At 47.0% G+C, this 14,153-nt stretch carries 14 protein-coding genes; 3 read left to right on the top strand and 11 right to left on the bottom strand.

The genetic code is table 11. The features are described from left to right. Position 1: 1 nt before the first annotated feature. The 10 genes from DW159_RS08350 to DW159_RS08305 all read right to left on the bottom strand — a co-directional run bounded on the left by DW159_RS08350 (position 2) and on the right by DW159_RS08305 (position 9,254). Positions 2-424, bottom strand: a complete 423-nt coding sequence (locus DW159_RS08350; RefSeq protein WP_055280406.1) for a DUF1934 domain-containing protein — start codon at positions 422-424, stop codon at positions 2-4. Between the two features lie 31 nt (positions 425-455). Next, complete coding sequence (locus DW159_RS08345) at positions 456-1,508, bottom strand: D-alanine--D-alanine ligase family protein (protein ID WP_117550004.1); 1,053 nt, start codon at positions 1,506-1,508, stop codon at positions 456-458. 87 nt (positions 1,509-1,595) lie between these two features. Continuing rightward, positions 1,596-2,126 carry a hypothetical protein gene (locus DW159_RS08340; RefSeq protein ID WP_242992647.1) on the bottom strand — a complete coding sequence of 177 codons (531 nt, stop codon included), beginning with the start codon at positions 2,124-2,126 and terminating at the stop codon, positions 1,596-1,598. Further along, positions 2,119-3,288: a hypothetical protein gene (locus DW159_RS08335; protein WP_117550000.1), complete on the bottom strand. Its 1,170-nt coding sequence runs from the start codon at positions 3,286-3,288 to the stop codon at positions 2,119-2,121. Before DW159_RS08335 ends, DW159_RS08340 begins: the two co-directional genes overlap by 8 nt. 407 nt (positions 3,289-3,695) lie before the next feature. Beyond that, on the bottom strand, positions 3,696-5,186 hold the full coding sequence (locus tag DW159_RS08330) for a spore germination protein (protein WP_117549998.1): 1,491 nt from the start codon (positions 5,184-5,186) through the stop codon (positions 3,696-3,698). Positions 5,187-5,337: 151 nt separating this feature from the next. Then, a complete protein-coding gene (locus DW159_RS08325; RefSeq protein WP_015534484.1) occupies positions 5,338-6,009 on the bottom strand; it encodes a GntR family transcriptional regulator in 672 nt (223 codons plus the stop codon). Next, positions 6,009-6,890 (bottom strand): 4-(cytidine 5'-diphospho)-2-C-methyl-D-erythritol kinase, encoded by an 882-nt coding sequence (gene ispE / locus DW159_RS08320; protein ID WP_117549996.1) that lies wholly within the window; start codon positions 6,888-6,890, stop codon positions 6,009-6,011. The genes DW159_RS08325 and ispE overlap by 1 nt, the downstream gene beginning before the upstream one ends. Before the next feature lie 47 nt (positions 6,891-6,937). Continuing rightward, positions 6,938-7,501 (bottom strand): flavin reductase family protein, encoded by a 564-nt coding sequence (locus DW159_RS08315; RefSeq protein WP_015534482.1) that lies wholly within the window; start codon positions 7,499-7,501, stop codon positions 6,938-6,940. A 283-nt stretch (positions 7,502-7,784) separates the two neighbouring features. Further along, the gene (locus DW159_RS08310) at positions 7,785-8,261 is read right to left on the bottom strand and encodes a DUF4358 domain-containing protein (protein ID WP_117549994.1); all 477 of its coding nucleotides are present in this window, start codon (positions 8,259-8,261) and stop codon (positions 7,785-7,787) included. 15 nt (positions 8,262-8,276) lie between these two features. Next, positions 8,277-9,254 carry a hypothetical protein gene (locus DW159_RS08305; protein ID WP_117549991.1) on the bottom strand — a complete coding sequence of 326 codons (978 nt, stop codon included), beginning with the start codon at positions 9,252-9,254 and terminating at the stop codon, positions 8,277-8,279. Between the two features lie 218 nt (positions 9,255-9,472). Between DW159_RS08305 and DW159_RS08300 the strand changes: the two genes are divergently transcribed. The 3 genes from DW159_RS08300 to DW159_RS08290 all read left to right on the top strand — a co-directional run bounded on the left by DW159_RS08300 (position 9,473) and on the right by DW159_RS08290 (position 13,287). Beyond that, complete coding sequence (locus tag DW159_RS08300) at positions 9,473-10,477, top strand: aldose 1-epimerase (protein WP_015534480.1); 1,005 nt, start codon at positions 9,473-9,475, stop codon at positions 10,475-10,477. A 134-nt stretch (positions 10,478-10,611) separates the two neighbouring features. After that, complete coding sequence (locus DW159_RS08295) at positions 10,612-12,813, top strand: InlB B-repeat-containing protein (protein WP_117549989.1); 2,202 nt, start codon at positions 10,612-10,614, stop codon at positions 12,811-12,813. A gap of 243 nt (positions 12,814-13,056) precedes the next feature. Beyond that, positions 13,057-13,287, top strand: a complete 231-nt coding sequence (locus DW159_RS08290; protein WP_242992646.1) for a substrate-binding domain-containing protein — start codon at positions 13,057-13,059, stop codon at positions 13,285-13,287. 93 nt (positions 13,288-13,380) lie between these two features. Here the strand turns inward: DW159_RS08290 and DW159_RS08285 are convergent, their stop codons facing one another. After that, on the bottom strand, positions 13,381-14,013 hold the full coding sequence (locus DW159_RS08285; protein WP_117549985.1) for a nuclear transport factor 2 family protein: 633 nt from the start codon (positions 14,011-14,013) through the stop codon (positions 13,381-13,383). Positions 14,014-14,153: the final 140 nt, after the last annotated feature.

Below are 14,153 nucleotides of genomic sequence, written 5' to 3'. Positions count from 1 at the left end.
CTCACTCCACGGTTATCCTAAGTACATTAAACGATACACATTCATTGCCATAATCCATCACATACACCACGACCAGACCAAGCCCCTTTTCCGTCTCCACGAGCTGATAGCCTTCAGTGAGTATGCTTATATTCATCATACCAACCGGAGTGGAATAAAATGCCTCTCTGGTCTCTCCCGGTCTGAATGACATGGCAGCACTGACTTCGCCCTTCTTTGTCAGGTCAAGTCCTAATTTGTCAAACTTCAGCAGATTTCTCGCCGGTTTCTCAAGATCCTCATAATACTCATCGTATTTCAGGTAAAATACCCCGTCCTTCTCATGAAGGCTTCCCCTGGTAACAAGCTCTATGGGTTCAACATTGTTCTCTTCCCTGCTCGTCCTCTGCTCTCCAACTACTGTCACAGTAACATTCTTTACCATATAAACTTCCAATCTATGTAATTTTATAAATTTATCTCTCTTTTGCCATCTCAATAAGCGTTGTGACGAGAGTCTTTATATCGTATCCCTGAGCATTCCACAGCATTGGATACATGCTTATTCCTGTAAATCCAGGAAGTGTGTTGATCTCATTGAATACAACTCTGTTTGTTCCATTCTCAAGGAAGAAATCCACTCTGGAGAGTCCGAAGCCGTCAAGTGCTTTGAATATCTTCACAGCGTCTTCCCTTATCTCGTTCTCTGCTTCCTTAGGGATGTCGGCGCCGATAACCGTTCTCGACTCAGCATTGTTGTACTTTGCATCGAAATCGTAGAACTCAGCAGCGGCAAGTATCTCGCCAACTCCCGAAGCCTTAGTATTGTCCTTGTAACCGAGGACTCCGCACTCAAGCTCACGTCCAACTATCGTCTCCTCAACGAGGATCTTGTTGTCGTGCTTTACGGCCTCATTCAGCGCATACAGAAGGCTTGCTCTGTCAGTCGCCTTATTTACACCCTTTGATGATCCGGCCTTTGACGGCTTTACAAATACAGGGTAATCAAGCTCAGCCTCAACTCTGTCCATAGCACTGTCTATGTCGCTGAAATCCTCTGCAAGCACAGGTACAAATCTCGCCTGTGAAACACCGACGTGATCAACGATTATCTTCGTATAGAATTTATCCATGGATGCTGCCGATGCCAGAACGCCACATCCAACATATGGAATATCTGCCATCTCGAACAATCCCTGTATAGTTCCATCCTCGCCATACATACCGTGAAGTACAGGGAATATGACGTCCACCTTCTGGCGCTCCACACCTGCATCGGAAAAAACTATAAGCTCTCTTCTGGTGTCCGGTGAGATCACTGCTGTGACCTTGCTGTCATACCAGCTTCCATCCGCTATACTCTCTATATTATCTGCCTTTAACCATCTTCCATCCTTGGTAATGCCAACCAATGTCATATTATACTTTTCAAGATCAACCCCCTTGGCAACTGTCTGTACCGATATACATGAAACCTCATGCTCTGATGATCTTCCTCCAAATATTACAACCAAATTTTCCTTAGCCATGACATGTGCTCCTTATACTTTAATCCGCGGTGCACCCGGGGCACACCACAGGTCAAAGTATAACACCTGGGAATCAACTTTTCAACGTCACTTATCCCCCAGATCTATACATAATGTCTCATACATTCCGGGCGGACAGTCCTCCCCGGAATCGCCAAAATACTCATAAGAAAATCCAGAGTTTGCATCGGCATCCACGCCCCACGCATTTGCCGCGCTCTGGGCAATGTCATTTATATCCTCCATCGCCATGACAAGATTGTGGCGCATCTGTATATAACTCAGATTCTCATTGTAGTCGTCCCCAAGCCACATGCCGATCTGCTTCATGACTGTGTTGCCCACATAGCTCTCAAGCTCATCTCTCTCATCCTCAGACTTCATATCGCCATCATAATCGACCTTAAGCCTTATGACCCTTCCACTGTCATCCAGTGAATTGTTGTACATGACCGCATCCGCCATTATCTCCCTCGCCACCTTATCCTTATATTTCTTCACATAAGAAACCTGTCCAAATATCACACCGCCGACAATTCCTATGAGGACACCCAGTATGGCTGCCCTGAACATTCTCCACATAAACAATACCTCCTGATCATCTAAGTCTCTATTCACCTATCCCATCTCTCGCGTATGTCGCCAGACACTGGCCTTCATAGTGTGTCTTAAGATATTCATTTGTATTGTTATCCCCGGATTTCTCCAGTATATTCTGTTCTATCACCACAGTCACATAGCTTGTAGCAAATTCCTTCTCAAGTTCGGCTGCAGCCTCGTTCATTACCTGGGTATTCTCCGCTACTATATACTCCACATGACTCGTATCGAGGGACTTCGCATGACTCTCATTATAACTTCTGCAAGCATCGGCAAATGAACCGGCGTCCACCTGGTACACCCCCTCCTCGGTCAGGGAATCCTCATCGTCGTCCAGTCCTGTTATGACCAGACTGTACCTCAACCCGCCGTCGGCAGAATTCTCCGTACTGCGCTCTATGATGACCGCATTCACATAGTCCACATCCTCCACCGGCTTGTATTCACACCCACTCAATATACACGCCGTCAATAACACCGCCGCCAGTCCGGCAGATTTTTTTACAGGCCATTTCCCGGCAAGTGATGCCGCCGGCAATATTATCGACAGGGGTACATCCACCAGAATAAGATATCCAGAGATGATCTTTATACGGTCCTGCTGTCCGGGCAGCATCCCGGCCCACAGGCATACGGCAAATGCAAGGACTGCCCACAATGTCTTCCACAGCCATCTGTGCCGAACACCCAGTCTGTCCACAGCGCCCCATCCACCTATGACGTTTGGAACCAGTGCCATCACACCGAACACGATGACAAGGTAACACACCAGCATGAGCGGCCTGAGCTTCACTCCGCCAGGCAGTTCCATGGCTCCAACTATATATAGTATATTTTTCTCCTTAGCCATGAGCGCACCCGTGCCCAATGTACATATCACAATTATCGAACACATAATGCCTATTATGGTACTTGTGCCTACGGCTGCACACAACATTCCTCTTCGCCTCCGAATGACGTGTATATACACCAGCATCACCGTCTCCATAGCCGAGAATCCAAGAAAAAGCAGTCCTCCCCTAGCCATGACACGGCTTATGGTGAGATTCGCCCCGCCCTCGTCTCCTATCTCAGTCACAGTCTTAAGCACTGACAGATCAAGGTTACTCACAGAAGACAGAATGACCACAGCCCCCGCCGCGACAGCGAACCAGAACACGGACTCCGCAAACCTGACCATCCCCCTTGTGCCACGGCTACCCATATACAGACATGCAAGCAACAAGGGGATTGAGATAGCAATTACCGTGTATCTTTTCAACATCAACTGCCTGGAACACTCGGCAAGGACAAACAGCAGCAAGCCCATCCTAACGGCAGTTCTTGCCCCATAAATCAATGCAATAGTCCTATTTTTGACTTTACCGCTTTCGCTGTTCCCTCTCTCATCAATCTTCATGTATACAATATATAGTGCTATCACGTAAGCAAAAGCCATGCATAGCATCAAAAAAAGTGACAAAATCAGGCAATTTCTTCCAAAATATGAGGGTATTAATGTAGCCACAAAAGTTATCATCCCCGGCAAAACGAGCAAAGCCATCTTAAAAAAGGCAGAAAACGTCACATTATATTTATCATTCATATCTATTTTCTCTTTCTGACCAACCTGCGCCGCTCGTCAGGATTGCTCCATTTAGGTCTGTTGATCATTTTCTTTATAGGCGCGCGGACAACAAAGTCCTTATATCCCTCGCCAGTGTATCCACAGGTCACGACAGGGGACATATACGGCACGCCAAAGCTGTCCATGGATGCAAGATGAAACACGAGAACCAGCATCGCAAGGATAAATCCAAGTATTCCATAAAGTGCGCTGGTGATTATAATTACGAACTTAAGCAATCTGAAAACAGACGCAAACGCCTCATTCGGAATGGCAAATGAAGCTATAGCCGTGAGTGCCACAACTATCACAACCATGGTGCTGACTATCCCCGCCTCCACGGCTGACTGACCAACTATCAGACCGCCAACCACTCCTATCGTATTTCCAAGCTGGCTCGGCAGTCGTATCCCGGCCTCCCGGAGCAATTCAAACAAAAGCTCCATTATCAGCACTTCAACTACAACGGGGAACGATAGCTGGCTTCTCGCATCGGCTATCGCATACAGAAGCTTGTCGGGTATCAGCTCCCTGTGATAACAGGTGATCGCAATATAAAGTCCCGGTAGTCCCACCGCAATGAACGCTGCCACATACCTTATCATTCTGGCAAATGTCGCCACCGGCCATCTGTTATAATAATCGTCCGCCGTCTGAAACAGAGTGTTGATGGTGGCTGGAGCAATTATGACCTCAGGGGAATTGTCAAACACAACGACAACCCTGCCCTCCACCAGAGCCGCGGCCGCCTTGTCAGGTCTTGTGGTCGCCTGGTATATCGGAAATATCTCCTGCCATTTCTTCTCCATCAGATGTTCAGCCATACCGCTGTCAAACACCGCATCTATCTCATACTTATCGATGGTGTCCCTTATCTGCTGTACCAGCTCAGGCTCCGCTATATCTTCCATATAGAATATCCCGTACTCTGTTCTGGATCTGACGCCCATTGTCCCCTGTTCCAGCTTCAGATGTACGTCCTTGATCCTTCTCCTTATCAGAGCTGTGGATGTCCTAAAGTTCTCATTGAAGCTGTCCCTCGGCCCTCTCATTCCTCCCTCGGTGGAGCTTTCCTCTATACCTCTCACAGGGAAATGTTTCGATGACACTACTATTGCCTGATCGCTCCCGGATACAAATATGGCCGTATCCCCCCTGAGAACCGCCCTGACAACGTTGTCCATGTCACTTTCCTGGGTATAATCCGCCGTCTGACCCTCGCAGGAGATTATATGCTCCCACAGATCTGCCGTGTCTTTATTCCGCCATTCCCAGGTTATTGGTTTTATTAATGTGTTCTCAATCAACTCATGATCGCACAGTCCATCTATATACACCACGTATATTGCCGGATCATCTCCCCAGGCACAGCGGTCCAGATCAAACCTTCGCTCCACGATATCGCTCCAGTTACCGAACATTGTCTCAATTTGCGTGATGTTTTCGTCTATTTTTTTACTGATTGAAGCCATCGTCCGCCGTAAACACCTCCAACATACCGTTTATCTCCTGTAATCTATCTTGTCCAACGGATGTGTTTTTATTCAGACATACACATAAAAAGGCGGAACACGTTTTCACGCATTCCGCCTCTTATACAGGTATTTATTATTATGCATATTGTTATTTCTGTGCTATGACAACATTTGCGATCACGATCTGTTCCTGATCGTATATATGTATACGGGTTATCTCCTTGGCTTTCTCTTCATCCCTGGCTATTATCGCATTCATGAGAGCCTCATGCTCCGCTATAAGCTTGTCGTGATAGCTGAAATCCTTTACATACTCCACGCGGTATCTGTACACCTGCTCACGAAGACTCTGGGACATGCTGATCAGTCTCGGATTGTTCGTCATGTCCATTATAGTATTGTGAAATGCAACATCCGCATCTACTATCTCCGGGATTATCTTGGAGCTTACCGCTTTCTTGAAGTCGGCATAGGACTGCTTCAACCGCTCTTTTCCCTCGTCGTCTATCCTCTTGCAGGCAAGCCCTGCCGCAAGATCCTCAAGCGCCATCCTGATCTCAAGCGCATCGCTCAGATCCTTTGCCGTTATCCTGGCAACCTCTGCTCCCCTTCTCGGGATCATGACCACAAGCCCTTCAAGCTCAAGCATTCTCATGGCCTCCCTGACAGGGGTACGGCTTACGCCAAGCCTCTTCGCAAGAGTGACCTCCATAAGTCTCTCCCCCGGCTCAAACTCACCGTGAACTATAGCATTCCTCAAAGTCTTAAACACTACCTCTCGAAGAGGCAGGTACTCATCCATATTCAATCTAAGATCCATCACATACCTCTTCTTATGTTATACGGGCTGACGGCATACGCAGCCTGTATCTCGTCCTTTTCACGCAGCATATCTACTACCCTTTGTGCCAGTTCTTTATCCCTGTTGTCATATATTCCGAACACTGTCGGCCCACTGCCACTCATGAGCACTCCCATGGAATCGTTCTCCGCTATGAGCTTCTTGACTGAATCTATCACAGGATTTGCAGGTATCGTAACCGTCTCGAGCACATTTGCCATTCTGTCTGTTATTCCCTTCAGATCTCCGGTCTTGAGTGCATCCGCCATGCCATCGATATCTGGATGCTCCTCCAGCAGATCCACCTTCAGGTTCTGGTATACCCATTTTGTGGACACTCCGATCGCCGGCTTCGCTATGACGATCAGGCAGTCCGGCATAGGTGGAAGTGGTGTAAGGATCTCTCCTATTCCCTCCGAGAGTGCCGTACCCTGCATGATACAGTAAGGCACATCTGCGCCGAGCTTCACTCCATGTTCCATGAGCTGTTCATCGGAAAGGTTCAGTCCAAACAGCATATTCATCGCCTTGAGGGCTGCCGCTGCATCAGCGCTTCCCCCTGCCATTCCGGCTGCAACCGGTATGTGTTTATCCACGGTTACATGAACACCCTTGTCTATTCCATATATATCCTTCATCATCCGGCACGCCTTGTATATGATGTTATCCTTCACATCCGGCAGCTCCGACGAATCCGATGTTATAACGATCTCGTCTGTGGTGACATCGCAAAATGTCAGTTCATCCCTCAGATCGACCGTCTGCATGATCATTTTCACCTCATGATATCCATCCTCGCGTCTCCTGACCACGTCGAGACCGAGGTTTATCTTTCCATATGCCTTTAATGATATTTCCATTTTCTCTCCTGTCCGTGACATTTCCCCTGCAGCTTTTCAGCCTGCAATCACTTTTTTCTAACAGAATATCCAAATTTGCCGAGTTTGTCGCCAAGTGCAAAATACTCTCCATGTGAATATGCGACAAGTCCCGTGCTGTTGAGGTTGAATTTGCCGGTCTTATCCATGTATTCATCACTTATCTGGACTCCGACCACCTCAGCGATAAACATGTGGTGGGATCCAAGCTCAACTACCTGCTTTACCTTGCACTCTACGTTCACCGGACTCTCCTCTATAGCCGGGCATGACACATTCACGCCGTCACATGCATGGAGGTTCATCTCCTTGAATTTATCCACGTCTCTTCCTGACTTCACACCACAATAATCAGTTGCAAATGCCAGTTTCTCGGTGACGAGATTTATGGTAAATTCTCCTGTCTCCTTGATTATGTCGTAGGAATATCTCTCCGGACGCACCGATATGGACACCATTGCAGGATCGCTGCATATGGTACCGGCCCACGCTATCGTCACTATGTTTGGCTTCTCTCCCGGTCTCTGGCAGCTCACCATAACTGCCGGAACCGGATACAACATATTTCCTGGTTTCCAATTCTGTTTTGCCATTTCTATACCTCTTTCTCTATTGACCTTCAACTCATTTTCAGCCACTTTCAGTCACTGTGGCGCAACGCACCACAGTGCTGATATCTCAAGCTGTCAATTGTTCGTATTTTGTATATTGTATACATTATACATAATAATACATGCCAGTGCATAAAATTACAACCGCATACAGCGCTCTTTATTTATCTTATTTTATTGACAGCGGATTTATTACTATAATATGAATGATCTGTCCCGGTGTTACACAAGGAAATGCAGACAAAAAAAATGATCACCCAGAAGATCATTCCAGATAATCACTTATTATTCCCTGTGCCGTTTCGCTGTCATCGGACACCATGTATACCACAAATGTATCATGCACATACAGAACCGCATCATCAAGTCTGGCGGTCTCCGACGATTTGTAATCAAGGTACATCCGCAACTGTGAGTCGCGTCTTTTCTTCATGTCCGCCAGTATGCCCTGGGCATCGACCGTTGACGACGCCTGAAATACTGCGAGCTCCTCGGCGGTGGCTCCCGTTGACATGTACACTGCACTGTCCTGCACCTGAGCGCTGTCTATACCATAATATCTGAGCGCCGTCTCAGAGGAGACCTCCTCCACGGAATCCTCAAACTTCACGTTCTGCATGAGCATATCAGCCAGAGAGTGCACATCCGGCGTATCTGCCTCGTCGTCTCCATTTCCTGCGCATCCCGCAAGCGAACAGATCATCAGACAGCATGCAAACAAATATATTATTCTTTTTATCATATGCCTCCGTCTCCACTATCTTCTGACATACACGTTCTTTCTGATGTATTCCATCATCTTGAGACAATATTTCTTATTACAATGTTTTCCATCTATTCCCGCATCCTCCGGCAGAACACCATCCACAGACACGCTGTGAGCCACATCGAGATAGATCACCTGATCGTAGCTGCCACACATCTCCTGCATGAGAGAATTGAGCTTGTCCACACCCGGGTTGTTATACACCTGGTCTTTTGATGAAAGCTCCGCCGATACAGGAAGTACTGACATCACATATACATTTGCCGCAGGCTGTAACTGGGAGATCTGATCCAGTAAAGTCTTGTAGGCCGACATGTACCGCTTGTTATACCACGAAAGCTCCTCAAGCCCAAATGAAATGTATATATTCTCATAGCTCTTCATGCCAAGCATCTCGACAACCGTACACTGTTCTCCTGAATCGCAGGTGAACATCTTGGTATTAGCGACCTTCTCTATGTCCAAATTCTTCGCCACACACATATCCCAGTTGTCTACACCGCTGTACAGTCCCAGCGCCTCGGCTCTGGAATCACCTATGAGCAGAGATGTCGAGAAATACTGGTCATCCGTAGCATTCGCCGGCATGTATATATTGCTGTCATATTTGTCCGCTCCCTTGCCGCTCACATCAGGGTTGGTGTAATTGACAAATTGTACATACTGACCATTCCGCTGATCCGGAATGGCCGCATCCTCCGCAGTTGCCAGATACTGCTGTGCAGCCTCCTCCGTGTCACTGTATGACATATTCTGACTGCTGCTCTCACTTATATCTGCCGATGTTCCGCTCTCAGGCTGGAACTCCTCCTGACCGTTCACATTCTTTTTCAGGTTGCCCTGTCCAAGCGCAAATATCATTATGACTGCGACGATCACTCCTATTCCGCTCTCGACGAGTTTCATTCTGCGGTGATGCCGCTGTCTGTATATCTTTTTTCTATAATCAGTGTTATTATTCTTAGTCACCTTCGACCTCCGAATTAACTAACTTTCATGTCTTTCGCAAAATATCCTATGATAGTATAGCAATTAATGATAAAATAATCAAGAACGCCGCGTTTTGTGAACCTCATTGTTGCCATACAATTTTTTCCGTGTTACTATTTTACATAGGAAAGTTCACTGTTTTTGTGGATTTCAGCATACAACTTAAACACAACATATTTATAGAAGAGGAGAACACGATGAACACTACAGCACGTACAATAGACTACAAGGGCGAGACTTGTATTGAACTTATATCAGGCGATTACCGTGCACTGATCGCACCATTTAACGGAAGCAACATTATGAAGATGGAGAACACCGCTCTGGATATTGATATATTCAGGAACGATCCTTCCTTGACTCCTGCACAGCTCAAAGCAGCAGCAGAGATCTACGGAATGCCTACCCTGTATCTCCCTAACAGACTGTCACACGGCAACTTAAGAACCTCCGATGCTATGTATCATTTCCCATGCAATGATCCTCTCGGCAACCATCTCCACGGTTTCCTTCATCTCAGAAACCACAGCATAGAGAGCGTGTCAGTGGATGGAGACAAGGCCATCGGCAAGACTTCATATGTATATGATGAGAAGGATGAGTTTTTCGCTACATACCCTGTGAGCTTCAGAGCAGACTTCACATTCACTCTTGCTCCGGACGGTATGCACTACGAGTTCACACTCACCAACCTCTCCGACAAGCAGATGCCATACGGCGTATGTAACCACGTTGCATTCAAGGGGCCTTTCACAAGCACAGGAAAGGGCGAGGATGTACGTCTCTGTGTACCTGTTGGAGACAAATGGGAGCTTGATGAGCACGCTATCCCTACAGAGAAGAACCTTCCTATAACAGATTACGATCTCCAGTACAAGAACGGAACCATGGTACCTGTTCTGAAGGACATCGACAACGATCTCTACACAGCGGAGATGAACGAGCTGGACGGCAAGCCTTTCTACGGAGTATACGCAACTGATGTTGCCACAGGCAAGAAGGTCTGCTATGAGGTTGACGACACAATGAAGTTCTGGATCATGTGGAACGATCACGGCGACAAGGGTTACTTCTGTCCTGAGCCAATGAGCTGGAATATTGACGCTCCAAATCTCTCAGGAGCACCGGAGATCACAGGCTACACAGAGCTTGCTCCAGGCGAGTCCAAGACAGTAAAAGAAAGAATATTCACAATGGCATAAAACATGACATTTTCTATGGAACGGTCTCCCGGCGGAGGCCGTTCTTTCATATTATTAATTTTTCCCCTGTCTCGTTGTTTTTCTCCCCCCGGTATAATAAAATTATTATAATACCATATGCAAGGAGGGATTCTATGAAAAAGATACTTAGATTTTTACTGGTTTTCGCGGCAATGTTCTGTATGACATGCTTCACAGCATTTGCAGAAGATACCGACGATCCAGACACATACTATCTGGAGTTTGATGCAGCAGGAGGACAGTTATCGGGGGAGACTTCCACTGTGATAAGCAGCCCATCAGCAGAATTTACGACTGTTGACCTGTCAAAGTACAAGCCGGAGAAAGACGGCTTTACATTCACAGGATGGTACAACGACAAGACAAAGGTCACCAGCATTGACACATCATACTTCCAGTCTACAAACCGTATAAAGCTGACAGCGATGTACACCAAGGACAGCTTCTCCGGTTCAGGGCTCACCTTCACACTGAATGCAAATGGAGGCAAGCTCGGAGATGCGGACAGCGGAACATATGACTTTGATGTAGCAGGATCAGGATATGGCGTGGCACTGAACGACTACCCACCGACCCGTGAGGGCTATGAGTTCAAGGGCTGGAACACGAAGTCCGACGGATCAGGCAAGACCGTGAACATCATATACACCTCTTCCTTTGAGAAGGCGGCAGATAACGGATATGAGTATTCCGATACTGATGACTCATCGGCTAAAAGAAACCTGGTATTTTATGCGATGTGGAAATCAGACTCTGCTCCTACAGGCACCATCAGCATGGGCGATAAGAGCTGGAACGGTCTCCAGGATGTATCATCATTTGAGCAGTATTACAACAAGGCCCAGAAGGTTACCATCACCTGTGACAACAACTCCGACCCTTCCATCACAGTCGGCTACCTGATAAGCGACTCAGCTCTGTCATCGGACGATCTGGGTGCAGCAACATTTACCGAGTATAAGAAAGCATTTTCCATAAAGGACGAGGGCAAATATGTTGTATACGCAAAGCTTTCATCAGAGGACGGCAAAACAACATACTTATCCACAGATGGTTTCATCATCGACACACACGCGCCAAAGGTCACAGGAATCGCCGACGGAGAGACTTACTGCCTGTCAGCCGTGATGACCGTGAAGGAATCCCATCTGGCAAAGGTCACAGTGAACGGCGAGGAGAAACCCCTTGACGACGATCACTCACTTGCTCTGGAAGCCACAGATGGTGAGCAGACCATCATCGTATCCGACAAGGCGGGAAATGAAACCAAATTGACTGTAACAGTAAACAAGAAACACACCGCAGAAACCGACGACGGTGACTGCACGACACCTCAGAAATGCCGCTACTGCGGTGAGATCGTCGTGGAGGGCAAGAGCAGCCACGACCTCGGCAACTGGACAAGTGATGGCAACGGCAAAACCCACTCCCGCAAGTGCAAGAACAAGGGCTGTGGATATAAGGTCATCCAGGACTGCTCCGGCGGAACCGCAACCTGCCAGAAGAAGGCAGTGTGCTCTGTGTGCGGCAAGAGCTACGGCAAACTCAGCACAACGAACCACACAGACCTTAAGAAAACTGATTATGTAGCAGCAACCACCTCCAGCAAGGGCAATATAGAATACTGGTATTGCTCAGCCTGCAAGAAATATTTCAGCAACAAGGGCTGTACAAAGGAGATAAGCAAGGCTGACACAGTCATCGACAAGGCAGCACCCGAGATCATCGGCGGCAAGGGAAGCAAATGGAGCAAGGCCAGCAAGAACACTATCAAGTTCAGATCGAACGCTGAGTACGCTGACTTTGTCTGTGTCCTCATAGATGACAAGGAACTTGACCCTTCATATTACAACAAGAAAGAGGGAAGCATCATAATCGAGCTCAAGACGAGCTATCTTGAATCCCTCTCGGTCGGAAGCCACACCATAACCATCAGATCCAAGACCGGAGATGCTGTGACAACATTTACAGTGTCCAAGAAGAAGACTTCCACAACCACACAGACAACTACCAGAGCCACAACCGAGGCGACAACGGCAAGTACGACCGAGGTCACCACAGAGTATAGAAATACATTTACCCCTGTGACGACCGAGGCGACCACAACTGAGATATCCACGATAGAGCGTACCACAACCGAGACGACCACTGAGGTCACAACAGAAAAGAGCACACTCACCGTGGGCAGCTACTCTTCCACTGATAAGAGTAAGAGTAAGGTACATAACCTTCAGCTCATAATCCTTATAACAGTGCTTGCGACCATTCTAATCTCGTTTGTGATAATCATAATTTCAGGTATGAAGAAGAAATAATACCGAAAAGTTCAATAAGGCAGCACGTCAGAATAGTCAGCGGCATAGACTGAAGGTAGGTAACAGCATGAACATAAGAAACGACCGTGGCATCCATAAAAGACATCGCCCAGAGCGTCGGACCCATTCTTTACAGAACTGCTGCATGTCATAGAGAGTGAGATCCACAAGAACGGATGCATCCTGTCCAAGGCATGGTATCGGTCCATCTTCTCCGACGACAGGAGATGCAGGTATGAGAACGTGGATTCTGTAATCCGCAGGATGTGCGAGGAAGCCCAGTACACAACTCCGATGCTGACCACCGTGGAGATATCCAAGACGGACATGGGGCATTTCGCCCTGCAGCTTCTAATGGACAGCCTCAAGGGCGGTCACAAGGGAGTCGCAAGAATTGAGTTCCAGTGCAAGCTCATCAAGAGAGATAGCTGCACACTGGCAGAAGACAGCAAATGGTGCGAATATTACATTTAATATCCGCACCATTTGTCGTCTGTTCACGTATCCATGTCCATATATTCAGTTTCTGTATTCAATATCTGTATCCAGCAGTTGTCCTTCTCGTGACTACTCTGTCGTATCATCTGTAGTCGTATCTCCCGTAGTCATAACTGTTCCGCCGAGATACCACTCTCCATCCTTCTCATAACAAATGATATCCATGTCCAGATCATACGGTGAAGTCTGACCCTGGAATGTCATCATTATCGTTCCGGTAACCGGAATGACATAACCCTTTGATATACCTGCTTCCTTCTGGGTCTTTCCATATACAGTGCTGCTGACTGCCGCCAGATCGCCGGACTCTGCCACATGCCCATCACCCATGGTATAGCTGACTGTATATTCTATATTATTTTCCTTATAAGTCTGGAACACAGTGACCAGATCCTTTGACGAATCGCTGTCTATGGTATCAGGATCCATAACACTCTCCACCTTGTCAAGATCCGCCTCCTCAAGACCCTCCATGTAGGTCTTTATCAGTTCCTCGCTCTCTGATTTTCCGGTCATATTTTTTTTGACAACTATGTATATCACCACTACTATCACTGCTAACACGATCGCACCAAGCGCTATAAACAGCTTCTTTTTGCCTTCTTTTCTGCTCTCCTCCATAAGCTGTATATCACGCTCGTCCAGCTCCATATCATCCATTCCGCTTCCGCCTACATAATTCTTAGTTTCATTTTTTCCCATAGTAAATAACTCCTATACTGTTTTGATATTACACAGTATAACACAGCATAAGCATCAATTAATTACTCAAATACAGGAATTAATACATTTAGTAATTGTGCAATTTTCACTATAACTTTGTTGTGTTTTAAAGTCTTTTA

Origin of the sequence: Coprococcus sp. AM14-16, assembly GCF_003434675.1 — a bacterium.
GTDB classification, from domain to species: domain Bacteria; phylum Bacillota; class Clostridia; order Lachnospirales; family Lachnospiraceae; genus Coprococcus; species Coprococcus aceti.
The sequence above is the reverse complement of the archived record's forward strand: the minus strand, read 5'-3'. Positions and strand labels throughout refer to the sequence as shown.

What these genes read in the sequence shown, in the direction of transcription:
- ispE (WP_117549996.1), bottom strand. Translation starts at nt 6,890, where the DNA reads ATGGAAATATCATTAAAGGCATATGGAAAGATAAACCTCGGTCTCGAC.
- DW159_RS08310 (WP_117549994.1), bottom strand. Translation starts at nt 8,261, where the DNA reads ATGATAAAAAGAATAATATATTTGTTTGCATGCTGTCTGATGATCTGT.
- DW159_RS08335 (WP_117550000.1), bottom strand. Translation starts at nt 3,288, where the DNA reads ATGGTCAGGTTTGCGGAGTCCGTGTTCTGGTTCGCTGTCGCGGCGGGG.
- DW159_RS08285 (WP_117549985.1), bottom strand. Translation starts at nt 14,013, where the DNA reads ATGGGAAAAAATGAAACTAAGAATTATGTAGGCGGAAGCGGAATGGAT.
- DW159_RS08300 (WP_015534480.1), top strand. Translation starts at nt 9,473, where the DNA reads ATGAACACTACAGCACGTACAATAGACTACAAGGGCGAGACTTGTATT.
- DW159_RS08325 (WP_015534484.1), bottom strand. Translation starts at nt 6,009, where the DNA reads ATGGATCTTAGATTGAATATGGATGAGTACCTGCCTCTTCGAGAGGTA.
- DW159_RS08345 (WP_117550004.1), bottom strand. Translation starts at nt 1,508, where the DNA reads ATGGCTAAGGAAAATTTGGTTGTAATATTTGGAGGAAGATCATCAGAG.
- DW159_RS08330 (WP_117549998.1), bottom strand. Translation starts at nt 5,186, where the DNA reads ATGGCTTCAATCAGTAAAAAAATAGACGAAAACATCACGCAAATTGAG.
- DW159_RS08315 (WP_015534482.1), bottom strand. Translation starts at nt 7,501, where the DNA reads ATGGCAAAACAGAATTGGAAACCAGGAAATATGTTGTATCCGGTTCCG.
- DW159_RS08295 (WP_117549989.1), top strand. Translation starts at nt 10,612, where the DNA reads ATGAAAAAGATACTTAGATTTTTACTGGTTTTCGCGGCAATGTTCTGT.
- DW159_RS08350 (WP_055280406.1), bottom strand. Translation starts at nt 424, where the DNA reads ATGGTAAAGAATGTTACTGTGACAGTAGTTGGAGAGCAGAGGACGAGC.